Source organism: Lactococcus sp. KTH0-1S, from assembly GCF_052544945.1.
Map to the genome: position 1 here is coordinate 1,818,197 of NZ_CP195165.1, position 24,132 is coordinate 1,842,328.

Below are 24,132 nucleotides of genomic sequence, written 5' to 3' on the forward strand. Positions count from 1 at the left end.
TTTTTAGATTAGCTCAAGCGTTCTTCTTGTTTATAATTTATTGGGAGCCATTTTAATACAGATTCGATTTTTTTAGTCCAATAATACCATTCATGAACGCCATCTGAGCTTTCATAAGTAATATCGAAACCTAGTTTTTTCAACTCGGCTGTCGCGTATTCATTTCCTGGAAAAAGAAAATCTTGTTTCCCACACCAAGCGTAAAGTTTGGGTTTGTTTTCTTGTTTTCTATCTGCCAAAGATAAAATTTCATTATCTGACCCTTTAAAAGTTTCCCAATTTCCAAAAATTCCTCCCCAGTAAGCTGGATTTTCTTTGAAATTTTCTTCCATTCCATCAAAAGTCAAAACGCCAGACAAACTAGCCGCATAACTAAAATGGTCAGTTCCTAATGCGAGACGATAAGCTCCATATCCTCCCATTGATAAACCAGCGATAAAGTTTTTTTCTCTTTTTGTGGATAGATTTGGGAAAAAATTGTTAATTACTTTGGGAAGTTCATGAGCAATCGCATCAAAATAATTCATACCATACGTGGTGTTCACATAAAAACCAAGATCCGTTGAGGGCATGACAATTGCTAAATTAGTATGCCGAATCAATCGTTCAATTCCTGAACGAATTATCCAAGAATTCTCGTTTCCGCTCATTCCATGCAAAAGATAAAGCACCGGAATATCTGTTTGGGTAAAATCTTCCACTTTACTTGATTCAGGATAAATAACATTAACTTTTCGATTCATCCCAAGAACTTCTGAGTAGTATTCGATATTAATTACTGCCATAAAATATCTCCTTAATAAATTTATGTTGTTATCATTTGTTGACAACTCTCTACCTATTAAAAGTGGATTTTCTTCAATCCCTTAATTTTTGAAATTTCCTTTCTCTTTTATTCTGACCTTCTTTCACTTTTTTCAAAGTGTGCGCTGTGAAGTCATTACTCCATTTTATTTTTGGGGTACATTAGAAATCAAATAATGGTAGTATTTTTACGTTTCTACAGGCCTTCAACGTCTTCTTTATTGTAACATTTTATAGATGTCTTTTGCTCACTTTTTCCTTTCATTTATCTAACTGTTTGGATTGGCCACTGTTGATTGATTTGCATTAGTTTAAGCGCTCCCTTTTGATCGGTTCTAAGTATTCTGATTTGGTATTTTTTTAATGTTTCTAGAGTTTCTTGGTTGGGATGTCCATATCGATTTTCCTTGCCAACCGAAATGAGGGCAAGTTTGGGATTAATTTCTTTAATAAAGTCAGGGTTTGAACTTGTTTTACTGCCATGATGACCTACTTTTAAGACATCAACTTTCAATTTAAAATAATTCTTGAGCAGTTCTTTTTCTCCTTCTTGTTCTAAATCCCCTGTAAATAGAAATTTTATATGATAAAAATTTCCATAAGTCACGATAGAATCATTATTATCCCCTTTTCCTGTATAACCATTTGATAAAACTTGTAAAGCACTATCAAAGATTGGAATTTTATCTCCAACTTTACTGATGTGAATCGCAATATTTGCTTTCTTCAATTTTTGTACAAAATGATTATTTGTCAATTCACCGGGGCTAACCCAAATTTCTTTTATTTTTATTTTATCAGCTAAATTCAAAAAATCTCCAACATGGTCAGCGTCCGTATGCGTCAAAATGAGCTGGTCGATTTGACTTACTCCAACAGATTCAAGATATGGAATGAGTGTTTTTTCGGCATTTGTTTGACTTTGAGGTTTTTGCCAACTTTCTTGCGGAAGGGCTAATCGTCCGCCTGTATCAATCAAAATTGTTTCTTTATTAAATTTATCTTGCAAAAAAATACTATCCCCTTGGCCAATATCAACTGCTGTGATACTGGGGTAAATTGGATTTTTACAAATAAAAAAACTACAAACAATTAGGCCAGCAAAAATTATTTGTCTTCTTTTCTTAAAAAGATTATCAATTAACAAACCAATTAGTAAAAATAAGATTAATAATTCAATTGGCCTGGGATTCCCTAAAATCAAAGGATAATGTAAGGGTAAATCAACCTCATGAATTAGCCATTCAAGAATTTGAAAAATAAGATTTATATTAAAACTATAGCCAATTAGAGACAAGAGAAAAGTTCCTAATAGTAAAGGCAATAAGATTACATCAAATAAAAAGCCAAAGCCAATCGTCAGTAAAATTGAAAAAGGTTGAAAAATATGAAAATCCAAAATGAGTAAAGGTAAAACACTCAAAGAAATCACTGATGATTCTGTCAGTAATTTTCTTATTCCTTTTAGTTCTGAAAATTTATGACTAATCATTGAAATAACAAAAGCATAAAATAAAGTGAGTTGTCCTCCTGTTGTCAGTAAAAATTTAGGACTGACAATCATCAGAAGAAGGGTTGTCACCGCTAGATTATCTAAAGGATTTTGACGAATATTTTTTTGAAATAAAGCTCGTAATACTGAAACCGAAAATCCTGTCATAAATGCATAAAAGATTGAAAAGGGAATTTGCCAAATATTTAATTTTTCTCTCGTTATTCCTAGTCGAAGAATAATTCTACGAAACCAATCAATGAAAAAATTAACTTGCATTCCCGATAAGGCAAAAAGATGAATAATTCCTAATGAACTATAAATGTCTCCCATTTGATTAAAATCTTTACTTAAAAAGCCAAAAAGTAAGCCAGTCATATAATCATTCATTGGCTTTGGAAAATGAGTTTGTGACCAGACAATTGCTTTTCGTCTTAAAACATGGAGGTCAAAAGTGTCATTTAAAACTATTTTATTAGTTTTATCAATCATAATTTGCCGATAAATATTCTGACTCTCTAAATACTTTTGGTTATCGAATCCATTAAAATTTCTTTGTTTTTCTGGAATTTGAAGGTTTCCTGTGAAACTCAGCTGACAATTTTGACTTAGATTTTGATAAAATTTCTGTTCTTTTTTGCTTTTTAGAGTCTCGTAAACTTGATAATTTTGTCCTCTTTCTTTTCCTAGAAAACTTAATAAATCACCATTAACTTGGATCGTGTCGGGGATCATTGTAATTTTGGACAGAGTGGTTGGCTGATTTTCACTATTCTTAATCGTATCCATTTTTACTACTAAGAAAAAACTTCCCATAACTAATATAAGTGGGATGACTAAATAATATTTTCTATATAAGGCAAGTAAACTTGAAAAAATGAACAAAATGAGACAAAGTAAATTAAAATTGAAGATTAAAAAATACAAGATAACAGAAAGATAAGCTAAAAATATCAAAGGAATTTTATTCAAAACACAACTCATCTTTCAATTTTTCTAGTGTTTTATCTCCAAAACCAGAAACTTTTCCCAAGTCTTCAAGTGATTTGAAATCACCATTTTTCGTCCGAAAATCGATGATGTCTTGAGCTTTTTTCTGACCAACACCTGTTAATTTTTGTAGTTCAGTCACATCTGCTTGATTGATATTTATTTTTGCAGTGGTTGTTGAGACTTGACTAGTGACCGAATTAGCAGAGCTATCAGTATTTTCTGTGCTTGAATTTTCACCAATTTTTGGGACATAAATTACTTCTTCATCTTTTAATTTTGCTGACAGATTAATTGATTTCTGGTCAGCTTGGTCAGTAAAACCACCAGCTTCCTTAATTAAATCAACTAGACGTTCATCTGACGAAATTTGATAGACATTAGGTTTTGTTACCGCACCTTTTAAATCAACCATAATTTTACTGACAGATTTTTCATTAGGTTCACTAAATTTAATGACAGAGCTTTGCCTGCTGACAGAACTTAAATTTTCTACTGACAGATTTGTAGTTGGCTTTTGACCGTTGGTTAAAACGTAAAAAATCCCACCAGCAATAAGCCCACAAACAACTAAAACAATCATTTTCCAGTATTCTTTTACTTTTTCTAAAATCTTATCCATACTTTTATATACGAAAAAACTCTTGGAAAGTTTCCAAGAGTTGAATTATAAAATATTTTTTATTTAAAGATGAATCGATAAGCCAAAATTATTAGAATGATAATGATGACAAGAGCCAGACGCAATGGAGAATTTCTCCGCCACGGATTTTTCTTTTCACCATTTTCACTGACCTGTCTGTCAGTTGTTTTTTTCTTCGAATTTCGACCTGTCAGTCCTTTAAAAAGTTGACTCATAATTTTTTCATCGCTGTAAGAAAGAACATTTCGCGCATAAATTTTCTCACCCGCTTTTGCTATGGCAAGCGTTGCTAAAAGTTGTAATCCAAGAGCAATCCAGGCTTCTGTCGTTGTTGAATATTGAATAGCCAGTCGGCTAGTCATCAATGTTGGACTGATAAATGGAATAAAACTAAGAACTTTCAAAACAATATTCCCCGGAACAGTCGAGCCAGCAATTCCCCCAATATAACCAATCATCGCTAAAAAGGCAATTGGCTGAGTAGCTTGTTGCACCTGAGCTTGTTCATTAACCAGAGATGCCACAATTGACGCAAGAATTAAATAACCTAAAATCCCAATTAAAGACATGGCTACCAAATAAATTCCGAAACCGAAGGTAATCCCAGAAAGCATGGCACCAATTGCTTTAATCTGATCTAAATTTTTGATAAAAGGATAAGCAATTCCAAAACCAAGCACATAAATTCCAAGCTGAGTCGCTAATAGTAGAATTACACCAATAATTTTCCCATAATACTGCACGTTTGAGCTAGTGGCCGCGAGCAAGGTCTCCATAATACGACTAGATTTTTCGTTACCAATTTCCTGTCCGATGATTCCCACATACATCATCATTAATGTGAAAATTAAAATCGAGGCAATGGAGCCAATTGCAATATTCGCGCCAGTCTGTCCATCACCTGTTGACTTTTGTCCAGAACTTGTTTGTGTTTTCATTGTAAACTTAGCTGGACTAAGAAGCTCTTGAACATCGGCGGCTGACAGATTGAGACGTTGTGCTGTTTTTGAAATATTAACTTGAGTCAGCGCAGTTTGAAAACTTGATTGGTCAAATTTGACACTTGATTTATTATCAGTGACAATGGTATAAGATCCATTATCTTCGGTTAAAAATCCATCAATTTTTCCGGAAGAAAGGTCTTTTTTAGCGTCCTCTAAAGAAGACTCGTTACGAATGTCTGCTTTTAAAGTGTCATTTTTAGAAAGAATCTGAGTTAGAGCAGGATTATCGACTACAGCCATTTTTGGGCTTTGATTAGCTCCACTACTGATGACTAAACCGATAATTAAATAAATTGCTCCTAGCAAAAATGGTGAAAGGACGAGTGCCCAAAAGCCCACCCCTTTGACACGACTTCGGTAAATATTTTTTGCAACAAGCCAAGTTTGATTTTTCATTTTATTTCCTCACTTCTTGCACTTAAATTTTCTTGATTATTCTCAGCTGCTTCCATTCGGAAAATTTCATCTAGCGACGGTGGAGACTGAATAAATGCTTGAACATAGCCATCTTTAGCCACTTTTTGGAAAATTTCACGTCCAACTTCTGCCTCAGATATTTTTATTGAACGACCACTTCCTCTTTTTTCAATTGATTCAACTCCTCTAATTACAGAAAGTTCTTCATTTGGCAAATCAGACTCCAAATAAATACGGGTACGGCCATAAGAAGCTCGAATGGCTTCTACCGTTCCATTTAAAATTGTTTGACCACCTTTTAGCATTAATAAATGGTCAGATAAAAGCTCAACATCACTCATATTATGATTAGAGAAAATAACTGCCGCTCCCTTATCACGACTCCGTTTAATCTCATTTCGCAATAGTTCTGTATTCACTGGGTCAAGCCCTGTAAATGGCTCATCCAAAATCAAAAATTCAGGCTCATGAATCAAAGTGGCAATGAATTGAATTTTTTGGGCATTCCCTTTAGAGAGGGTTTGAACTTTGTCAGTTGGTTTACCAACGACCTCCAAGCGTTTCATCCAGTCTTGTAGCTTTAGCCGGGCATCTGCTCGTTTCATTCCATGAAGTTCCGCAAAATAAAGAATTTGGTCTTCAACTGTCATCTTTTGATAAAGACCACGTTCTTCAGGTAAGAAACCAATTTTTTGCTTGATTTCTTGCGTAATCGGTCCATCTTGCCAAGTAATTTTCCCTTGGTCAGCTGATATAAAATTAAGAATCATCCGAAAAGTCGTTGTTTTCCCAGCACCATTTTGACCAATTAAGCCCATAACTTCACCTGGTTTAACAACCATATTGAGATTATCAACAGCGATTTTATCGCCAAAGCTTTTTCGAACTTTGTCAATCTTTAATGTCATAATTTTCCTTACTCTTCCTTTTTTTCTAATTATATCATTTTATTTTCACTTTTAACCTCCTTTTCCCTCTTAGGTAAGACAAAAAATGTCTTAATTTTGTCATTTTAATTTTCTTTCTTCATTTGACCTCTAAATCCTAAAAAACTTAGGCTCAAAAGGAGCATGCTTGCAAAAAAAGCAGGTCCAGCAGAACTAAAACTACTCATCCCCCACAGCCATCCTTGCCCCTGAGCTAAATAAACTCCTGTGTTGATTAAGTCAACTAGAAAAACTAAACTCAGGATGAGCCATAAAACTTTTAAGCTTTTCATTTTTCGAGATTTTATCCCTAGATGCCAAATCCAAAAAGCAGCAAAAGTAAAGATTAAACTTCCAAAAAGATAAATGAGCTCGACGGATTGAAGCCAGTAAAAATGCTGACTCTCAAGGGTAAAACCAATAACTGTCAATAGTCCTGTAAAAATCAGGATGGGGATAAAAATGGACCAGATAAATTTGTTCATTTTTTCTTCCTTTCTACTTTTAATTTATTTAATTTTATTTTAATATTTTTCTTACCGAATGCAAAATGTTTTACTTTTTCAATAAAATAATAAAAAATCTTGACTAATTAGCCAAGATTTTTTCTAGCTCATTCTCTGACAAATCTGTCAGTAATTTTATCGCAGTAACTTTATCAGTAGTTTGGAGAGGGCGTTCTAACCAAACAATACCATACCATTGTTCAAACTTATAACCCGCTTTTGGAAAAAGTCCAATTTGTTCAAAACCAAATTTTTTATGAAATGCAACACTTGCTGGATTTGGATAGGTAATACAAGCATAAGCACGCTGATAATTAAGTGCCGATAAAGCTGTCAGTAACTTTTGATAAAGGGCACTACCAGCGCCATGTTGCCTTTCATTTTCATCTAAATAAATTGATAATTCAACCACCCAATCATAGGCCGCCCGTTCTCTATAAGCACCAGCGTATGCATAACCAATGATTTTGTCATTTTCAATCGCCACAATATAAGGATAGCGACTTCCTATTTTTTCAATTCGTTTTTCAAATTCTGCAATCGTTGGAACTTCATACTCAAAAGTAATGGCAGTTTTTTCAACATAAGGTTTATAAATTTCTAAAAGCCTTTCAGCATCAGACTTTTTCGCTAATCTAAACTCCATTTCCCTCTCCTTTACATTTTTAACTATTATACACCATTTATTAATTACTGACAGAAATTTCTACACATTTTTATTTAACAATTTTTTTTATCAGAGATAAATAAAAAATTACTGACAGCCCTGTCAGTAAAAAATTTCCATAATAAAAAGCTGGATGCTCCAACTTTTACACCTTAACCAACAATTGTCACAATGACTAAACCAATCAAAGTTAGAATCACAACAAATCCTGCATTTACAATTGTAAAATATTTTACAAATCCTCGCGTTTCACCACGCGCATTCATTCTAATAACTTTGTAAGCAATCAGCGTTGCCATTGACGAAACAATTGTACCAATTCCCCCAATATCAGCTCCAAGCACCAAAGAAACAGCATGAGGAGTGAACGGAGAAATCAAAATTGGGGCCGCGATATTAGAAATAAATTGACTCATAATCACAGTTCCCAAAAAAGAAGCCTGCGGTCCAACTAAAGTATTGCTGATAAAATCAGTCAACACACTGATATTAGCAATATTTCCTACAATCAAAAAGAAAAAGATGAATGTAAATAAAAGATGATAATCAATTCCTTTAAAAAGTCTCGGACGATAAATCAACACAACTAAAGCAACAATTGCTCCAGCAAGATAAAAATTCACATAGCCAAAAACAGAAGCTGCCATCAATAACATCAAAACAACAAAAATAGAAGTTTCAACTTTATTAAATTGCGTCACTTTAGTTTCAATCACCAAAGGCTCATTATCAATGAATTGACAAGCAATCATCAAAATCAATAAACCCAAAATCCATAAAGCGCCTGTTCCTTTAAAAAAGTCCAAATTAGTTAAAGCGACACCACCATGATGTGCAGCCACTTTATAAAACGAATACAAATAAAGATTATGCGGATTACCTTGCGGAAGTAAGGCGGACCCAATGTGACAGGCTGGAACAATCAATGCTGCTCCAATATAAACTGACTTTCGATTTTTAATTTCTTTCGTAATCGCTAAATAGAGCGGTAAAACCGTCAAAATTGTTAAATCATTTGTAAAAAAAACGGCTAAAAAGAAGGTAAGTAGCGTCGTAAATCGAACGAGCTGACGCGTTGTTGTACTTCTTTTGACTAAGGATTGTCCCAAATACTGTAACAAACCTGTTTCTTTAAAACCACCAATTACAAGCATCAAACCTGAAACTGTAACGATGACATGATAATTAAAGAAACGCGTTGTCACTCCACCCAAACTAATGGCAATAATTGCAATAATAAACGAAATCAGAAAAACCTTGTCCACTAGAAACCAATTTTTAATGGCTATCCATACTTTTTGGGATTCGCGCTGAGTAGCTGAATGTTCCACTACTTCTCCTAACTAGCATATAAAATTTTGCACCACAATAAATTATAACATCTAAAGATGGCAGTGACAAGCTTTTTCTCATATAAAAGTAAATTAATTTCAAAGGGCCCTTTTCAAGTAGAATATGCATTTATTATCTATACATCCATATAAAATTTCATTAAAAAATCCCCCTGACTAGGAGGGATTCGAAAGAAATTAAGCTACTCGCTATAGCTTATTTACGTAACCATGACTTTTAGGTAAACGCTTTCCTATAAGGATAAATACATTTTATCATTTTATGTATCCGTTTGCAAGAATTAACTGAAATAGAATTAATCTTTTTTTATTTTAGAAGTCATATAAGACTTTTTAACTTTTACAGAAAAATTTCAACTACCATTTTTCTAAGACCATAGCCATTTCCCAAAAATCAGCCTCCATTTTACTACTAATAAGAAATGCCTCAAGCATCTGTTCTTGCTCTTGTTCATCACTTTCTTGATAAAGCCGATTAATAATATCACACTCTTTTGCGATTTGGACGGTAGCTTCTTTACTCGCATAGGTTTCAATCCATTTTTGATACAAAGGGTTAGGCGACCCCCCTTCAATTAATCGTAAACCAATTTCATGATAAAGCCAAGCACAAGGCAACATTCCTGCAATTGCACTATTAACAGTGCCATCAATAAGCTGACGATACATATGAGAAACATAATCATAAGCAGTGGGAGCAACCGGCGTTTCTAAAATTTCTTGTTCACCAATCTCTAATTCTTTAAAAAATCCCTCGCGAACAAAAATCTCTCCATTTTTTAGTTCTTCTGCATTTAATCTTAAATGTGCTTGAATCTCTTCACTAGCAGATTTCTCGGCAATAAGAAAATATAACTTACTAAAATGTTCGAGATAATAACGGTCTTGCAACAAATAATAGCGAAAAACCTCCGGAGCTAATTCTCCACTCACTAATCCTTGAATAAAAGGATGCTCAAAACTTCTTTCCCAAAATATTGATGATTTTCCTCTTGCTAATTCAGTAAATAACATTTCATTTCTTCCTTCATAATATTAAAAGCATACGCCTATTCATTAAAATAAACTTGCCAATGTCGATGACAATTTGGATTAAAAGCGGAGCTGCACTTGATACACTCTCCTCGCGAATAATCATTAAAATTTAATTTTGTTCCACAATGGCCACAAAGTACTGGAAAGTCTTCTTTATTAGTAGCCCTAAATACATGATTCTCTAATTCATCGTGACAATGATAACAAGAAAAATACTTTTCACAGTCTGAACATTTTAGGGCGACAATATCATTTTCTTGATGATAATGAGTACACCTGCCTTCCTCATCTATCACTTTCCCCCAGATTTTTTCTCGCAATAAAATCCACCTTTCATTACCAATCAACTTTCACAACTTCGCCACTTTTAAAAGTTTGTAATTCTCCTGATTTTGCTTTTAAAATCAAGCTTCCGTCATCAGAAATTCCTTCTACTTGTCCATTAACAGCTTTTGTTCCCAATTTTAAAGTCACATTTTTACCAAACAACAATGACCTCTTGCGATATTCATCAATTAAATCTGGCTGTCTATAATTTGCAAAATTATTTATCACTTCTTTAGCCATTTCTGCTAAAAGCTGATTTCTGTCTATCTTAAACTCAGGATTTATTCCCTGAGCCTTTTCGGATAAATCTGCTGGAAAATCTTTTGTTGACAGATTTAAGCCAATTCCCATAATGAAATTTCCAGCAGAGCTTGATTCTAAATCTAAAGCAGCTTCAGTGATAATTCCGCCAACTTTATAGGTCCCCAAATAAATATCATTAACCCATTTGAGTTGAAAGTTTTTATCTTTATAAAATTGTTCAAGGACCTTGACAACGGCCACAGCCGTACTTGTCGTCAATAATCCTATTTTCAAAATATCATGACTGGGGTTGGGTAAAATAAGACTAAAATATAATCCAGTATCACTTGGAGAATAGAAATTTCGGCCACGCCGACCGTGTCCCTCCGTTTGATTATTTGCAACAAAAATAAGAGGTTGTTTGACCTCATGTGAAGACAAATATTGCTTCGCTAACTCTTGCGTAGAAGTCACCTCATCAAAAACAAAAATTTTATCTTCAAATTTCATTCCACTATAAAAATTTATCGTATCTTCATCTAATGAATCATTTCCAACATACTTATAGCCCAAGTTTTTACGACTTTCGATTTGATTGCCCTTGCGCTTTAAAGTATTAATTGCTTTCCAGATACTTTCTCGACTAAGCTTTAGCTCCTCAGCTAATTCATCACCCGAAACCCAGTTTCCTTTTTGTTGAAGAAGTTTTAACAAGACAAATTGTTTTGTTGTTCGCATAATTATCACTTTCTAAAATACATTTCAAAGCCTCCTTCTTTTCTAAGACGTCGCACGATAAGAACAGTCAAAATGGCTTTGATACAATCACCAGGAATAAAAACTAAATTAGAAATCAACGAAGTAATTAATGGAATATTAGATTGAATAGATAGCCAGATTGCTCCGACTAGATCAACAAAAATAACTCCAAACACTAAAACAATGATTAATTCTCCAATCCAATTCTTTGAATCTGTAATTTGCAATTTCTTAATAAATATACCTATTAAAAATGGTGTAAAAAGCCAAGCTATTCGGTAGCCTCCCGAAGGTCCTAAAAAGCTCGCTGCTCCGCCATTTCCACCTGTTAAAACAGGTAAGCCAATTAAAGCTAAAGTAAGAAATGCTCCTACCGAAATTGTACCATATTTGGGGCCAAGAAGTCCCCCAGCCATCATTATTCCCATATTTTGCAAGATAATTGGGACAGGAATAAAACCAATTGGTATTCCTGGTAAAAATCCTAGAATAATAATAAATGCAGTCATAAAGGCTGAATACGTTAATGTTTTGACTTTTTGATTCTTAGTCATATTTGCTACTCCTGATTTTATATTTTACAATAAAAGAATTTTTTATTATACTGTTATCATATCAAATAGTAACCCTAAAATCAAATTTAGGTTAACTATTAATTTTATTGTTTGCTTTTTTATTCACACAAAGGAAAATTTTAGATGGAAAAAAATAAATTTAATTTTTCAAAACTGGTCGCACTTTTTACTGATTATCCGGCTCTTAAAATAGACGAAATTTCATATAGCTACCAACAAATCGATGCTTTAATACAAAAAAAATTAACAGATTATAGTCACTCCTCCAAAACTGTTATTACTCTAATAAATGATAGCCCCTTGAATTTTATTATTGAGTTTCTCGCAATTATCGAAAGTGGAAATTATCCACTTGTCGTGGATAAATCTTTTAAGAAAAACTCTCTTGACTTCGGACTTATCCCTGAGGATACGCTGTTTTTAGCAAGTACATCTGGGACAACTGGACGGCCCAAAATCTATTATCGTAACTGGGAATCTTGGAAAATTGGGTTTGAAGTTTGTGATGATTTATTTCATTTGAGCAACTCACAAGCTCTTGCAACTACTAGCTCACTCACTACTTCATTAGGACTTCATACACTCATGTGTGCTTTATATTTAGGAAAAACCTTCCTAACAATTACAAATCCTTCACAATTTATAAATATTAAGGAAAGCTATGTTCTCTTTACCGTCCCAACCTATCTCTTAAATAACCTCAATGAATTATTTGCTTTAACTTCTCCAGAGATTATTTTTTTAGGTGGAGGAACACTGAGTCCAGAGGCGATTAATAAAGTAAGAAAAAAACTTCCGCAAACTCAAATGATTGAGTTTTATGGAAGCTCTGAAACAAGTTTTATTTCATGGCAAGCAGTTACTAATGGTAAAAAAACATCATCTGTAGGAAAACTCTTTCCATACGTAGAGCTTACCCTAGGACCAAAATATCGTCTTACAGTTCAAAGTCCTTATTTATTTTCTGGCTATCTTAATCAACCTTATTCACAATCATGGACAACTGATGATTTAGGAACCTTAAAAAATAATCATCTTTATTTATTTGGACGTCGGTCTGACATTATCGAACATGGTGCAAATAAAATTTTTCCAGAAGAAATTGAGCGTATGGCAAAAGATTTATGCGAAGACTGCATCGCTTTTGGAGTTTTTGATGAAAGATATAGTCAAAAAATTGCTCTACTACTCTTAAATCCTATCGAAAAAGATAAATTAATCAAAATACTAGCTCAAAGACTTCCTAAATACAAACTTCCTCAAATCTATTTAGAAACTCCTACTCTTAATTTTACTAAAAATCAAAAAATATCCAGAAAAGAATTAGAAAAAGAATATTTTAGAGGTGTCTATCATGAGCTTTAAAAATCCCGTCGGTATTATAACAGCAAACCGTTTACCTATAGGAAAAATCAATGGTTTTTATAAAAAAATTTCTCCTGAAACTTTATATCAAAATCTAATTAAACAACAATTTAATAAAAATCCCCTTCTCAAAAAAGCTGATATTGACTATATTATTTTGGGAAATGTGACTAATCAAGGAGGAAATTTAGCTCGACGTTGCGCTTTAAAAGCAGGATTCTCGAGCAACATCCCAGCTTTTACAATTGACCAGCAGTGCGGTTCTGGACTGACAGCTATGATTAGCTCTGCAAATTACATTATTTCTGGTGAAGCTTCCATTATTTGTACAGGAGGGGTAGAAAGCACATCTCAAGCCAATATCGTACTTGATTCAGAGAGTCATCAGCCGATTAACCGATTTAAAATGGCTCCTGACCCCTATGAAGATTTTGACATGGGAACAATTGCCGATATGTCAGCCCTAAAATACAATATTTCTCGTAGTATTCAAGACCTTTACGCTCTAAATAGTCATAAAAAAGCGACTCAAGCCATTGAAGGAAAACTTTTAGAAAATGAAATTTTTCCCTATCAAGATGAAGAATTTACAATAAGTAGTGATCAAACTGTTCGCCCTAAATCCTCAATAGAAGCTTTGAGCAAATTAACCCCTGCTTTTACCACTAACGGAACAGCCACTGCTGGAAACTCTTGTCCAATAAACGACGGTGCTTCTTCAATCATATTGTCATCCACTAATAACCCTTTTGATTTTCAAGGCTATTATTTAGGACAAACAACTGTTGCTTTATCTCCATCAGATTTCTTATTAGGCCCAATAAAAGCAACTGAAAAACTTTTACAGAAATTTTCCCTTAAACTTAATGATATTGAGGCTATCGAATTAAATGAAGCATTTGCCAGTCAAGCCATTTTATTCCAAAATTATTTTAAACTTGATGATATAAAATTAAATGCTTATGGTGGTGCTCTTGCATTTGGTCATCCTTACGGTGCAACTGGTGGCATTCTAATTTCTCGACTCTTAAATCGCCTAAACCAAGTGCAAAAGCCATGTCTTGGCATCGCAACTTTGTGCGTAGCTGGAGGTATGGGAATCAGTGTACTGATAGGTAATCACTGGTATCAAAAATGATTTTAATCGCTCAAAAAACTCTTCCAAGACATTTTAAATTAGAAGGGCAAAAAAATTTTCTCTCTTTACTTCCACAATTGTGGCAAGAATTAGAAGGAATTCCCCACAGTCTTAAAAATGGAGAAAATTGGTTACTATCCGAAGAAATTATTCGCTATCCATCTTCTAATTATTCATTTGATAAACTGAAACTTTATTTACTAAGTGAACACATCACTCGTCATTCAAAAAAATATATAATCAATCTAAGTCTTGAAATAACTAGCAATAAAAAGCTATTGGCAAAAATTAACCTAAGTCTATTATCTGAGGATTCCTGGAATGAAATTATACAAAAAAATCAATGAGGCTGATTTAATTGATTATCTTCAATCAGTTAAAGATACCAATTCTTTACACTACGGTAAAAATCCCATTATACCTGGAAATTTTTTATTATTTATTTTAGAAGAAATGCATCAAGAGTTCTATTCTGTGCCTTTATCATACTTAAAAGCAAATTTCTGCTCACCAGGCTATTTGAATGAACGCTTTTGTTTTATATTTAATCAAAACGCTTTTCAAATTACTGACAGAAATCAAACATTGATCCTAAAAGGAGAATGGAAGCAATGAACAAACGAACAATTTTGATTACCGGTGCAACAAGGGGAATTGGCTGGGCAATTGCTCAGAAAGCTGCTCAAGCCAATCACAAAGTCATTTTAACTGGCCGTGACCCACTTAGTTTAAAAAGTAGAGCTGAAGAATTGCAAAAAAAATTTCCCAAAACAGAAATCCAAGCTATTCCACTAGATGTTTCCAATCGCTCTAGCATTGCTAATGCAGCCAAATTAATAAAGGAGATTGATATTCTAATTAATAATGCTGGGATTGCTGCTGATAGTACTTTTAAGAAAATGAGTCCGGAAATTTGGGATGAAGTGATTTCTGTCAATTTGACTGGTGTATTTAATAGTACTCACGCTTTGCTTGATAAAATCAATCAAGGCGGACAAATCATTACACTAACTTCAAAATCAGCTTTATTTGGTAACTTTGGGCAAGCAAACTACGCGGCGTCCAAAGCCGGCATCATTGTTTTTACGAAAACACTAGCTAAAGAATTGCAAAAAAGTTTGATACGAGTAAATTCTGTTTCTCCTGCTGCCATAACTGATATGACTCTGCCAGTATTAAAAAGTTTAAAAGAAACTTATGGTCAGAATATCCCTGATGAATGGAAAATGGGTTCAAGCTCCGATGTCGCTAATTTTATTATTAATGATTTAATTGAGACAGAAATGACAGGCAAAATTTTTTCCGTTAATGGCTCTGAGATTGGCTATTGGCAAGAACCTACATTTCATAAACTTTAATAAAATATAGAAAGAGAATTAAATGACTTGGTATCGTGAATTAGGAATAAAACGTCCTCTTTTTCAAGGTGGAATGGCTTGGGCTTCTAATGCTGAATTAGTAGCCGCTGTTTCAAACAATGGAGCTTTGGGAATTATTGGTAGTGGTGGACGGACAGCAAATGAACTGAGAAGAATGATAAGAAAAACAAAAACTCTCACTTCACAGCCTTTTGGCGTTAATTTAATGTTACTTGATAAAAATATCAAGCAACTTTTAGAAGTGATTTGTGAAGAAAAAATATCAGTAGTGACAACTGGTGCAGGGAGTCCTAAAGAAATTATTGATACTATAATTGGTAATAATATCAAACTTTTCCCTGTGGTTCCCAATAAAGAAATTGCCCTAAAAATGTTTAAACTTCCTATCTCCGGAATTATTGTAGAAGGAAATGAAGCAGGAGGTCACGTGGGTAGCCAAAACTTGGCCTCACTTCTCAAAGAAATTGCTCCAATCTGTCCCTTACCGCTCATCGCTGCTGGTGGAATTTATGATCATCATACTGCTTCTTTGGCTAATATTTTAGGTGCAAATGGAGTACAAGTTGGCACCGCCTTTTTATTGGCAAAAGAATGTCAAATTTCACCAGTTTACCAAGAATTAATCTGCAAAAGTGAAGAAAATGGAACAAGTTTAATCTCAGATAAGAATGGCCATCCGACCAGACTATTAAATATCTCGTCACAACATTCTTCTAATAAATCATTGAAAGCCGCAGTAGAAACAGGTGATTTAATCAATGGTGCATTTATGGCTGGTAGCGCTTCTGCTTATCTTGAAAAAATTGAGTCTGTTGAAACTATTATTCAACGAATTATGAAAAAATAAAATTTAGATTAATCCTCTTTATTATTTAAAGTGATTCTATCTGAGTTTTCATTGTACCTATTTTCTCTAATACACAAACTAAGTAAGATATAAATCATAAAAAAATACTCCCCAAAATCAAGGGAGCAGATTTTTTATTTTACCCAATAGAACCCTCCATTGAATAAGAAATCAAGCGATTTAATTCAACAGCGTATTCCATTGGCAATTCCTTAGTAAAGGGTTCAATGAAGCCCATGACAATCATGTCAGTTGCTTCTTTTTCTGTAAGTCCACGACTCATCAAATAATAGAGTTGTTCTTCTGAAATTTTTGACACTTTCGCCTCGTGTTCCAAGGCAACTTGTGAATTATGAATTTCATTGAATGGTACGGTATCTGATTTTGATAAATCATCCATCAAAATTGTGTCACATTCAATATGAGAAGCAGATTTTTTAGAATTTTTTCCAAAAGTAACTTGTCCACGGTAATTGACTGCTCCACCATTTTTGGCAATAGACTTAGAAATGATTGAACTTGAAGTATTTGGTGCGTTATGAATCATTTTAGCACCTGTGTCTTGATTTTGGTTTGCTCCAGCAAAAGCGATTGAAAGCATTGTTCCACGCGCTCCTGGTCCATTCAAATGAACGGCTGGGTATTTCATGGATACTTTTGAACCTAAGTTTCCGTCAATCCATTCAACCGTCGCATTTTTTTCTGCAGCAGCACGCTTGGTAACCAGATTATAGACGTTATCTGACCAGTTTTGAATAGTAGAGTAGCGCATATAGCCACCCTCTTCAACAAAGATTTCAACCACTGCTGCATGAAGTGAACTTGCGGAGTAAGTTGGTGCAGTACATCCTTCAACGTACTGAATTGACGCCCCTTCTTCAACAATAATCAATGTCCGCTCAAACTGTCCTGATTTTTCGTTGTTAATACGGAAATAGGCTTGAATCGGAATCTCACATTTGACTCCTTTAGGAACATAGACAAATGACCCTCCAGACCAAACGGCAGAATTTAAGGCTGCCAATTTGTTATCCGTTGGTGGAACGAGTTTGCTGAAATATTTTTTAAAAATTTCTGGATAGTCACGTAATCCTGAATCAGTGTCAGTGAAAATAATTCCTAATTTTTCAAATTCGTCTTTCATATTATGGTAAACAACTTCTGATTCATATTGAGCAGAAGCTCCTGCCAAATATGAACGTTCCGCTTCTGGAATACCAATTTTTTCAAAAGTGTCTTTGATTTCTTGAGGAACGTCTTCCCAAGAACGCGCAGCTTTTGCTGATGGTTTTTGATAATAAACAATATCATTAAAATCAATACCAGAAAGATCTGGGCCCCATTTTGGCATGTCCAATTTTTTAAAAGCTTCAAAAGATTTCAGACGAAATTCTAACATCCACTCAGGTTCATTTTTTGTTTCAGAAATTTCGCGAATGACTTCTTCGGTCAAACCTAAACCTGTTGTGAATTCAAGTTCTGCATTATCGTGAAATCCAAATTTATATTCTTCGAGGTCTTTGACGACTTCTTGTGTACTATTTTCTGTCATTTTTCTTCCTCTTTGGCATATTTATTACTGACAGACTTGTCAGCTTTGCTGACAAATCCTTCATCCATTGATAAAAAGCTCTTTTCAGTCGCTACTGACAGGCTCCTCAGTTTTACTGACGAGTTTTTATTTACTGATAAAAAATCTGTCAGTAACTTTTAGCTATTCGCCATGAATTACTGTTTCTTGTGCTTCACCAACATCAATGGCTTTTTTTAGAGCATTCCAAGCCAGAGTGGAACATTTTACTCGAGCTGGAAATTTGCTAACCCCTGCAAGAAACTGAGCATCTCCGAGTTCTTCTTGTCGTTCGTCAGTTTCACCGGTCACCATTTCTGAAAAAATAGTTGCCAACTCTTTTGCTTCTTCTTTTGTTTTTCCAAGAACAGCAACGGTCATCATTGAAGCTGAAGCTGTTGAGATTGTGCAGCCATGACCGCTAAAAGCAATGTTTGAAATGACATCATTTTCAAATTCAACAGTCAGGCGAATCACATCACCACAGGTTGGATTGTTGAGGTCAACCATACATCCTGTCTGTAATTCTCCAGCATGACGTGGATTTGATGAGTGGTCAAGAATTACTGCACGATATAGATTATCTAATTTAGATAAAGCCACATTTTCACACTTTCTTTATTTTAATATTGATAAAAATAAATTCTGAAAGTTACTGACAGCCTTCTTTAACGACTTATAAAATTTCTGTCAGTAACTTTTTGATTATTCTTGTTCTCTAATCATCCGTTTTTATTCCATTTTTACGAATATAACGAAGGACGAGGTTTGCTGCAATTACCACAGCTAAAATGATGATGATAAATAGAATAAGTAAGCCAATCGAACCCTGAACAAGTGAACGAAATAGGCTTAGTCCTCCTGAGGCATAGATAAATCCCCAAGCTAAGTAACCTGGAATCGCAGCCAATGTGTATTTATACCAAGACCAATTTGTTAGGCCAGCGCCAAATTGAACAGCAGTTTGAAAACCAACTGTTAAAAAAGACAGAGGAATAATTGGCCAACCCATTTTTTGAATGGCTAAAATTCCAGCGGAAGTTTCTGAATTTTTCTCAAGCTTTTTGCCCCACTTCGTTTTCAAAATTCCATGATAACTCAATTTTCCTAACCAAAAAGTACATTGAGCTCTAAAGAAAACAACAACAAATAAAAATGTGGTTGCCAACCAAAGTGGGAGGGAGGCGACCCAATTAAGCATATTAATCAAGGTTGAAAAACTCCTTTGTTTTTTTTAGTGCTTCAACTAATTTATCACAATCTGCTTTTGTATTATAAAGATAAAAGCTTGCTCTAGCAGTTGCTGGAGTTTCGAGATAATTCAATAAAGGTTGAGCACAATGGTGACCAGCTCTTACAGCTACTCCCTCCATATCAAGGGCAGTTGCAACATCATGTGGATGAAGTCCTTCAATATTAAAAGCAATTAGACCGCCTCTTTTTACATTATCTTTCGGTCCATAAATCTTTAAGCCTTCAATTTCTTGAAGTTTAGGCATTAGGTAATCAATCAATTCAATTTCGTGCTGATGAATTTGGTCAATTCCAAGCTCTTGAATATAATCAATCGCAGCTCCTAAAGCAATAGCACCCGCAATATTAGGTGTGCCAGCTTCAAATTTCCAAGGAAGTTCTGTCCATGTTGAATGACTTTCATAAACAAAATCAATCATTTCTCCCCCAAATTCGACAGGTTCAAATTGATTTAGAAGTTCTTCTTTGCCATAAAGCACGCCAATTCCGGTTGGTCCCATCATTTTATGACCTGAGAAAGCAAAGAAATCGACATCCATTTTTTGAAGGTCAATCGCCATATGTGGTGTAGATTGTGCACCATCAACCACCATGTAAGCACCGTGTTCATGAGCAATTTTGGTAATTTCTTCTACTGGATTAATTGTCCCTAATACATTAGAAACATGAGCAATCGATACAAATTTAGTTTGATTAGTGATTTTTTTACGTAAATTATCCATATCTAGCTGACCATCTTTAAGATAGACAAACTTTAAGATTGCTCCGGTTTTCTTAGCAACTTCTTGCCAGGGAACAATATTAGAATGGTGTTCCATAATCGAAATGACAATTTCATCCCCTGTTTTTAAGATTTGCCCGGCAAATTGAGCAACCCAGTTGATTGAAGTCGTTGTTCCTCTAGTAAACAAAACCTCTTTTGTTGATTTAGCATTGATGAACTGACGGACTTTTTCACGCGCCGCTTCGTATTTTTCAGTTGCTCGTTCTGCCAACGTATGAACACCGCGGTGGACATTAGCATTATCATTTTCATAATAATCTTTTATCGCAGCCAAAACTTTCAAAGGTTTTTGAGTCGTTGCCGCATTGTCCAAATAGACCAAAGGTTCATCATTAACAATTTGATTCAATACTGGAAAATCTTTTTTGATGCCTTCAAGCATTACATGCCCAGCTTTCTTTCAATAGTTTCAATAAATTCTGCTTGGACTGATTTGACAGGAATTTCACTGACAACTGAACCGAGAAATCCTCGAATAACAAGTCGTTTAGCAGTTTCTTCATCAAGTCCACGAGATTGAAGATAGAATAAATCTTCCTCATCTACCTGACCAACAGAAGCTGCGTGACCCGCAGTTACTTCATTTTCATCAATCAAGAGAATTGGATTTGCATCTCCTCGTCCTTTATCAGAAAGCATTAAAACATGAGAAGATTGTTGGGCATCTGCATTTTTCGCCCCTTTGATAATATGACCAATGGCATTAAATGTCAAAGTTCCTTTATCAAGAATTACACCATTTTGCAAGATATGACCAACCGAATTTAGACCAAAATTAGTCACTCTTGTATCAATTCCTTGCGTTTGATGACCTGTTGAAATCCCAACCACTTTAATTTGTGAATGAGAACCATTCCCTTTGAGGTCACTATCAAAGTCAGCAACAACATTTCCGTCATTCATGACACCAACGGACCAGTCAACTGTTGCATTATCACCAATCAATCCGCGACGAACAACTGAAGCTGTAACATTTTCTCCTAAACGGTCAATGGCTGCAAATTTGACTTGAGCCCCTGCTTTTGCAATCACTTCAACGACAATATTTGCTTTTGCTTTTGAGCTTTGCTCACCACTTGTTTCCAAACGTTCAAGGTAGTCAACTTTGGCATTTTTTCCAACAATAATTAAAATTCGTTTATTAAAAGGAACTTCTGATGAACCCTCTTGCATCAAAATTGATTCAATGGGTTCAAGAACTTCCACACCATCTGGAACATAAAGAACTAATCCAGAATTAAAGGTCGCAGTATTTGCTGCTGTTAAAGAACTTTCATTAAATGGAACCACAGAACCAAAATTTTCCTCAAGTAGTTCAGGAATTTCGGTTAAAGCTGAATTGAAATCTGTGAAAATTACGCCTTGTTCAGCCAAATTTGGTGTCATTTGTTCCATAACTGTTTGACTTCCGACTTGAACAAGCAAAGGATGATTTGGAATTTCTGTAAAAGTAGGAACAGATCCGATTTCTTCGTTTTCAGAAATTGTTAAATGGTCTAAGCCCCAACGATTAATTTTTACTCGTTCAATATTAGGTAATTCTAGATTTTCAAATTCAAGTGCAGCTTTTTGACGTAAATCTGATAACCAAGCTGGTTCAGCATACATTTGTGAAAAGTTTAAGATTTCTTGATTCATAATTAATATTAGCAAGTTTGCATTTTCTTAACTGAATTCACTAATTTACTGACAAATCATTCTATCAGTAAATTAATGAACTTTAGACTTACTGACAGCTCTGTCAGTAAACAAAAATAACTTACTATCTCCTTTCCTTAAACTTCTTCTTTATATTCTAATCCAAGTTCCTCAGCGATATTGACATATCCTTCAGTTTCCAGACGTTTAGCTAGTTCTGCGCCGCCTGTTTTCACCACACGACCATCCATCATAATGTGGACAACATCTGGTGTAATATAATCAAGCAAACGTTGATAGTGCGTAATGATCAATGCCCCAAATTTTTCACCACGCATTGAATTAACACCTTTAGCAACAACTTTTAAAGCATCAATATCAAGTCCTGAGTCAATTTCATCAAGAATGGCAAAAGTTGGTTCTAACATCAAAAGTTGAAGGATTTCATTACGTTTCTTTTCACCACCAGAAAAGCCTTCATTGAGATAGCGCTCAGCCATTTCTTCTTTCATGCTCAAAACTTCCATATTTTTATCCAATTTTTTGATAAATTCCATAACAGAAACTTTGTCATCCTCAGCAAGTTTAGCATTCATTGCTGCTCGCAAAAATTCTGCATTCGTAATTCCTGGAATTTCAGATGGATATTGCATGGCAAGGAAAAGTCCAAGACGAGCTCTCTCATCAACGCTCATTTCTAAAACGTTTTGACCGTCAAAAAGAACCTCTCCTTGTGTCACGCTATAATTAGGATTTCCCATAATTGCAGCAGATAATGTTGATTTACCAGTCCCATTAGGTCCCATAATCGCATGGATTTCATTGGTGTTGATGACTAGATTGACTCCTTTGAGAATCTCTTTATCTTCAATCGCCACATGAAGATTTTTAATTTCAAGTGTAGCCATTTTTTCGCTCCTTTGAATTGTCAATTGTATTTGACATTTATAGTCTCTATTCTAACAAAAAATTGACAAAATTTGTTATTTTCGCATACATTATTTTTATTAATCGCAATATAAATAATAAATGACTAGAGGCATTTTTAGATATCAAAAAAACCTCTAAAATTAGAGGTTTTTCTTATTTTTTATTTCGACTTCTACGATAATTTTGAATTGGGAATTCTTGTGTTGGTTCATCAATTTCCTCATCTATCATTGAATGATTTTCAATATCTTCTTCATTTTCATCTGTATCTGCATCTTCATCAGAATGGAGAACTTTATCACGATAACTAGAATTTCCAACAAATTTCAGTGCTTTTAAGACTGGCTGCCGATTTTCGCCTAAAATTCCAACAAGTTCAATAAATATTTCCAATCCAAAGAGACAAGCAATCACTAAGAGAATCCCACCGATACGACTTGAAAATTGTAAAAGAATGGAGATAAATGCAAATATCGATGCAATTCCATAAATGACTAGAACAGCTCCACGATGAGTAAAACCAAGTGCCATTAGGCGATGGTGAAGATGTCGTTTATCAGCCGTTGCAATTGATTGACGATTAAGTTTACGACGAACCATTGCCATAATTGTATCCGTAATTGGTACTCCTAAAATTAGTAAAGGAGTCAAAACGGCTACAGCCGTTGCATTTTTCAATCCTTGCAAAGAAGCAACCGAGATGATAAAACCAAGGAACAGGGCTCCCGTATCCCCCAGATAAATAATCGCTGGATGATAATTATAAGGAAAGAATCCCATAATTGCAGCCACCATTATAAAAATAGTAATCGGTAAAAATACATTTGGACTTGGTAAGAAAAAGTAAGAAACAATTCCCATTGTTGTCAGTGAAATAATTGATACTCCACTGGCTAGTCCATCCAATCCGTCAATTAAATTTATTGCATTAGTAATCGCAAGTATCCAAAAAACGGTAAAAATAAAGGATAACCAAGCAGGGAAGATTAGTAAAGGTCCCCCGAAAGGAATTTTTAAATTATCAAAGCGGGCATTGGTAAAGAACCAGATAAAACTCGCCGCAACTGTCAATCCTAAAAGTTTCATTTTAGGTGAAATTTCTTTTATATCATCAATCAAACCAGTCAAAACAACAATTCCAGCACCAACAATAAAGGGCCAAATGTAGCTAAAATAGCTGACTAGCTGAATTGGCTGATGACTTGCGCCATGTACTGGAGGTTGCGAATGAATGGGAGGCTGATTATGAACAATATGTGGCAGAATAAACAAGGTTGCAATCGCAAAAGCAATGAAAATGACCAGACCTCCAGCAGAGGGCATTGGTTTTTTATTCACACGACGCTCGTTAGGCTTGTCCACCGCACCAATTGCTTTGGACACAAAAGTCATAATTGGCGTTAAAATCACAGAGATACCAAAAGTGATAATAATAACAATTAGGAACTTAAGTGCAAAGGGGATTTCTTTTAATGTATCAACCATAT

The 24,132-nt window shown here is 34.5% G+C and carries 26 protein-coding genes; 7 read left to right on the forward strand and 19 right to left on the reverse strand.

The annotated features are described in order from the left end of the window. Positions 1-8 precede the first annotated feature (8 nt). The 12 genes from ACRYLU_RS08760 to ACRYLU_RS08815 form a co-directional block, all read right to left on the reverse strand. The gene (locus ACRYLU_RS08760; protein WP_029344289.1) at positions 9-785 is read right to left on the reverse strand and encodes an alpha/beta hydrolase; all 777 of its coding nucleotides are present in this window, start codon (positions 783-785) and stop codon (positions 9-11) included. Between the two features lie 284 nt (positions 786-1,069). After that, positions 1,070-3,280 (reverse strand): DNA internalization-related competence protein ComEC/Rec2, encoded by a 2,211-nt coding sequence (locus ACRYLU_RS08765; protein WP_445080877.1) that lies wholly within the window; start codon positions 3,278-3,280, stop codon positions 1,070-1,072. Further along, the gene (locus tag ACRYLU_RS08770) at positions 3,261-3,908 is read right to left on the reverse strand and encodes a ComEA family DNA-binding protein (protein ID WP_260311542.1); all 648 of its coding nucleotides are present in this window, start codon (positions 3,906-3,908) and stop codon (positions 3,261-3,263) included. Before ACRYLU_RS08770 ends, ACRYLU_RS08765 begins: the two co-directional genes overlap by 20 nt. Positions 3,909-3,967: 59 nt before the next feature. Further along, positions 3,968-5,329 carry an ABC transporter permease gene (locus ACRYLU_RS08775; protein ID WP_311865731.1) on the reverse strand — a complete coding sequence of 454 codons (1,362 nt, stop codon included), beginning with the start codon at positions 5,327-5,329 and terminating at the stop codon, positions 3,968-3,970. After that, complete coding sequence (locus tag ACRYLU_RS08780) at positions 5,326-6,258, reverse strand: ABC transporter ATP-binding protein (RefSeq protein ID WP_260311544.1); 933 nt, start codon at positions 6,256-6,258, stop codon at positions 5,326-5,328. The genes ACRYLU_RS08775 and ACRYLU_RS08780 overlap by 4 nt, the downstream gene beginning before the upstream one ends. 104 nt (positions 6,259-6,362) lie before the next feature. Continuing rightward, the gene (locus ACRYLU_RS08785; protein ID WP_260311545.1) at positions 6,363-6,761 is read right to left on the reverse strand and encodes a hypothetical protein; all 399 of its coding nucleotides are present in this window, start codon (positions 6,759-6,761) and stop codon (positions 6,363-6,365) included. 103 nt (positions 6,762-6,864) lie between these two features. Further along, positions 6,865-7,428 (reverse strand): GNAT family N-acetyltransferase, encoded by a 564-nt coding sequence (locus tag ACRYLU_RS08790; RefSeq protein WP_104141492.1) that lies wholly within the window; start codon positions 7,426-7,428, stop codon positions 6,865-6,867. A 173-nt stretch (positions 7,429-7,601) separates the two neighbouring features. Continuing rightward, positions 7,602-8,780: an SLC13 family permease gene (locus ACRYLU_RS08795; protein WP_445080878.1), complete on the reverse strand. Its 1,179-nt coding sequence runs from the start codon at positions 8,778-8,780 to the stop codon at positions 7,602-7,604. Positions 8,781-9,158: 378 nt separating this feature from the next. Continuing rightward, positions 9,159-9,815, reverse strand: a complete 657-nt coding sequence (gene tenA, locus ACRYLU_RS08800; protein ID WP_445080879.1) for a thiaminase II — start codon at positions 9,813-9,815, stop codon at positions 9,159-9,161. Between the two features lie 35 nt (positions 9,816-9,850). Next, the gene (locus ACRYLU_RS08805) at positions 9,851-10,156 is read right to left on the reverse strand and encodes a CHY zinc finger protein (protein WP_445080880.1); all 306 of its coding nucleotides are present in this window, start codon (positions 10,154-10,156) and stop codon (positions 9,851-9,853) included. 16 nt (positions 10,157-10,172) lie between these two features. Beyond that, entirely contained in the window at positions 10,173-11,144 is a 972-nt protein-coding gene (locus tag ACRYLU_RS08810; protein WP_017864915.1) for a biotin--[acetyl-CoA-carboxylase] ligase, read from the reverse strand. 5 nt (positions 11,145-11,149) lie between these two features. After that, positions 11,150-11,719, reverse strand: a complete 570-nt coding sequence (locus ACRYLU_RS08815; protein ID WP_098393295.1) for a biotin transporter BioY — start codon at positions 11,717-11,719, stop codon at positions 11,150-11,152. Positions 11,720-11,863: 144 nt separating this feature from the next. On the opposite strand from ACRYLU_RS08815, the gene ACRYLU_RS08820 reads away from it, so the two are divergent. Genes ACRYLU_RS08820 through ACRYLU_RS08845 form a run of 6 tightly spaced genes read left to right on the forward strand, consistent with a single transcriptional unit; the run spans position 11,864 to position 16,469 of the window. Further along, positions 11,864-13,105 (forward strand): AMP-binding protein, encoded by a 1,242-nt coding sequence (locus ACRYLU_RS08820; RefSeq protein ID WP_260311548.1) that lies wholly within the window; start codon positions 11,864-11,866, stop codon positions 13,103-13,105. After that, the gene (locus ACRYLU_RS08825) at positions 13,095-14,243 is read left to right on the forward strand and encodes an acetyl-CoA C-acyltransferase (protein ID WP_098393293.1); all 1,149 of its coding nucleotides are present in this window, start codon (positions 13,095-13,097) and stop codon (positions 14,241-14,243) included. Before ACRYLU_RS08820 ends, ACRYLU_RS08825 begins: the two co-directional genes overlap by 11 nt. Continuing rightward, positions 14,240-14,590, forward strand: a complete 351-nt coding sequence (locus ACRYLU_RS08830) for a hypothetical protein (RefSeq protein WP_179884595.1) — start codon at positions 14,240-14,242, stop codon at positions 14,588-14,590. Before ACRYLU_RS08825 ends, ACRYLU_RS08830 begins: the two co-directional genes overlap by 4 nt. Continuing rightward, complete coding sequence (locus ACRYLU_RS08835; protein WP_038601836.1) at positions 14,565-14,858, forward strand: hypothetical protein; 294 nt, start codon at positions 14,565-14,567, stop codon at positions 14,856-14,858. The genes ACRYLU_RS08830 and ACRYLU_RS08835 overlap by 26 nt, the downstream gene beginning before the upstream one ends. Then, positions 14,855-15,601 carry an SDR family NAD(P)-dependent oxidoreductase gene (locus ACRYLU_RS08840; RefSeq protein WP_445080881.1) on the forward strand — a complete coding sequence of 249 codons (747 nt, stop codon included), beginning with the start codon at positions 14,855-14,857 and terminating at the stop codon, positions 15,599-15,601. Before ACRYLU_RS08835 ends, ACRYLU_RS08840 begins: the two co-directional genes overlap by 4 nt. A gap of 22 nt (positions 15,602-15,623) precedes the next feature. Next, positions 15,624-16,469, forward strand: coding sequence for an NAD(P)H-dependent flavin oxidoreductase (locus ACRYLU_RS08845; RefSeq protein WP_098393289.1), 846 nt, complete (start codon positions 15,624-15,626; stop codon positions 16,467-16,469). A 139-nt stretch (positions 16,470-16,608) separates the two neighbouring features. Here the strand turns inward: ACRYLU_RS08845 and sufB are convergent, their stop codons facing one another. Next, the gene (sufB, locus tag ACRYLU_RS08850) at positions 16,609-18,021 is read right to left on the reverse strand and encodes a Fe-S cluster assembly protein SufB (protein WP_004255207.1); all 1,413 of its coding nucleotides are present in this window, start codon (positions 18,019-18,021) and stop codon (positions 16,609-16,611) included. Between the two features lie 12 nt (positions 18,022-18,033). Here sufB and ACRYLU_RS08855 point away from each other — a divergent pair, with 12 nt between their 5' ends. Further along, complete coding sequence (locus ACRYLU_RS08855) at positions 18,034-18,183, forward strand: hypothetical protein (RefSeq protein WP_162472715.1); 150 nt, start codon at positions 18,034-18,036, stop codon at positions 18,181-18,183. Here the strand turns inward: ACRYLU_RS08855 and sufU are convergent, their stop codons facing one another. The 6 genes from sufU to ACRYLU_RS08885 form a co-directional block, all read right to left on the reverse strand. Beyond that, positions 18,184-18,642: a Fe-S cluster assembly sulfur transfer protein SufU gene (gene sufU / locus ACRYLU_RS08860; RefSeq protein WP_038601844.1), complete on the reverse strand. Its 459-nt coding sequence runs from the start codon at positions 18,640-18,642 to the stop codon at positions 18,184-18,186. A 115-nt stretch (positions 18,643-18,757) separates the two neighbouring features. After that, positions 18,758-19,240, reverse strand: a complete 483-nt coding sequence (locus ACRYLU_RS08865) for a hypothetical protein (protein ID WP_010906139.1) — start codon at positions 19,238-19,240, stop codon at positions 18,758-18,760. A 1-nt stretch (position 19,241) separates the two neighbouring features. Further along, entirely contained in the window at positions 19,242-20,459 is a 1,218-nt protein-coding gene (locus ACRYLU_RS08870; protein WP_058205197.1) for a cysteine desulfurase, read from the reverse strand. After that, the gene (gene sufD / locus ACRYLU_RS08875) at positions 20,459-21,715 is read right to left on the reverse strand and encodes a Fe-S cluster assembly protein SufD (protein ID WP_445080882.1); all 1,257 of its coding nucleotides are present in this window, start codon (positions 21,713-21,715) and stop codon (positions 20,459-20,461) included. The genes ACRYLU_RS08870 and sufD overlap by 1 nt, the downstream gene beginning before the upstream one ends. 137 nt (positions 21,716-21,852) lie before the next feature. Further along, the gene (gene sufC / locus ACRYLU_RS08880; RefSeq protein ID WP_445080883.1) at positions 21,853-22,623 is read right to left on the reverse strand and encodes a Fe-S cluster assembly ATPase SufC; all 771 of its coding nucleotides are present in this window, start codon (positions 22,621-22,623) and stop codon (positions 21,853-21,855) included. A gap of 175 nt (positions 22,624-22,798) precedes the next feature. After that, complete coding sequence (locus ACRYLU_RS08885) at positions 22,799-24,130, reverse strand: glycosyltransferase family 4 protein (protein WP_058205200.1); 1,332 nt, start codon at positions 24,128-24,130, stop codon at positions 22,799-22,801. Positions 24,131-24,132: the final 2 nt, after the last annotated feature.

Bases quoted from the DNA above. Each gene is read 5' to 3' on its own strand.
- ACRYLU_RS08760 (WP_029344289.1), bottom strand. From the start codon at position 785: ATGGCAGTAATTAATATCGAATACTACTCAGAAGTTCTTGGGATGAAT.
- ACRYLU_RS08765 (WP_445080877.1), bottom strand. From the start codon at position 3,280: ATGAGTTGTGTTTTGAATAAAATTCCTTTGATATTTTTAGCTTATCTT.
- ACRYLU_RS08770 (WP_260311542.1), bottom strand. From the start codon at position 3,908: ATGGATAAGATTTTAGAAAAAGTAAAAGAATACTGGAAAATGATTGTT.
- ACRYLU_RS08775 (WP_311865731.1), bottom strand. From the start codon at position 5,329: ATGAAAAATCAAACTTGGCTTGTTGCAAAAAATATTTACCGAAGTCGT.
- ACRYLU_RS08780 (WP_260311544.1), bottom strand. From the start codon at position 6,258: ATGACATTAAAGATTGACAAAGTTCGAAAAAGCTTTGGCGATAAAATC.
- ACRYLU_RS08785 (WP_260311545.1), bottom strand. From the start codon at position 6,761: ATGAACAAATTTATCTGGTCCATTTTTATCCCCATCCTGATTTTTACA.
- ACRYLU_RS08790 (WP_104141492.1), bottom strand. From the start codon at position 7,428: ATGGAGTTTAGATTAGCGAAAAAGTCTGATGCTGAAAGGCTTTTAGAA.
- tenA (WP_445080879.1), bottom strand. From the start codon at position 9,815: ATGTTATTTACTGAATTAGCAAGAGGAAAATCATCAATATTTTGGGAA.
- ACRYLU_RS08810 (WP_017864915.1), bottom strand. From the start codon at position 11,144: ATGCGAACAACAAAACAATTTGTCTTGTTAAAACTTCTTCAACAAAAA.
- ACRYLU_RS08815 (WP_098393295.1), bottom strand. From the start codon at position 11,719: ATGACTAAGAATCAAAAAGTCAAAACATTAACGTATTCAGCCTTTATG.
- ACRYLU_RS08820 (WP_260311548.1), top strand. From the start codon at position 11,864: ATGGAAAAAAATAAATTTAATTTTTCAAAACTGGTCGCACTTTTTACT.
- ACRYLU_RS08825 (WP_098393293.1), top strand. From the start codon at position 13,095: ATGAGCTTTAAAAATCCCGTCGGTATTATAACAGCAAACCGTTTACCT.
- ACRYLU_RS08830 (WP_179884595.1), top strand. From the start codon at position 14,240: ATGATTTTAATCGCTCAAAAAACTCTTCCAAGACATTTTAAATTAGAA.
- ACRYLU_RS08835 (WP_038601836.1), top strand. From the start codon at position 14,565: ATGAAATTATACAAAAAAATCAATGAGGCTGATTTAATTGATTATCTT.
- ACRYLU_RS08840 (WP_445080881.1), top strand. From the start codon at position 14,855: ATGAACAAACGAACAATTTTGATTACCGGTGCAACAAGGGGAATTGGC.
- ACRYLU_RS08845 (WP_098393289.1), top strand. From the start codon at position 15,624: ATGACTTGGTATCGTGAATTAGGAATAAAACGTCCTCTTTTTCAAGGT.
- sufB (WP_004255207.1), bottom strand. From the start codon at position 18,021: ATGACAGAAAATAGTACACAAGAAGTCGTCAAAGACCTCGAAGAATAT.
- ACRYLU_RS08865 (WP_010906139.1), bottom strand. From the start codon at position 19,240: ATGCTTAATTGGGTCGCCTCCCTCCCACTTTGGTTGGCAACCACATTT.
- ACRYLU_RS08870 (WP_058205197.1), bottom strand. From the start codon at position 20,459: ATGCTTGAAGGCATCAAAAAAGATTTTCCAGTATTGAATCAAATTGTT.
- sufD (WP_445080882.1), bottom strand. From the start codon at position 21,715: ATGAATCAAGAAATCTTAAACTTTTCACAAATGTATGCTGAACCAGCT.
- sufC (WP_445080883.1), bottom strand. From the start codon at position 22,623: ATGGCTACACTTGAAATTAAAAATCTTCATGTGGCGATTGAAGATAAA.
- ACRYLU_RS08885 (WP_058205200.1), bottom strand. From the start codon at position 24,130: ATGGTTGATACATTAAAAGAAATCCCCTTTGCACTTAAGTTCCTAATT.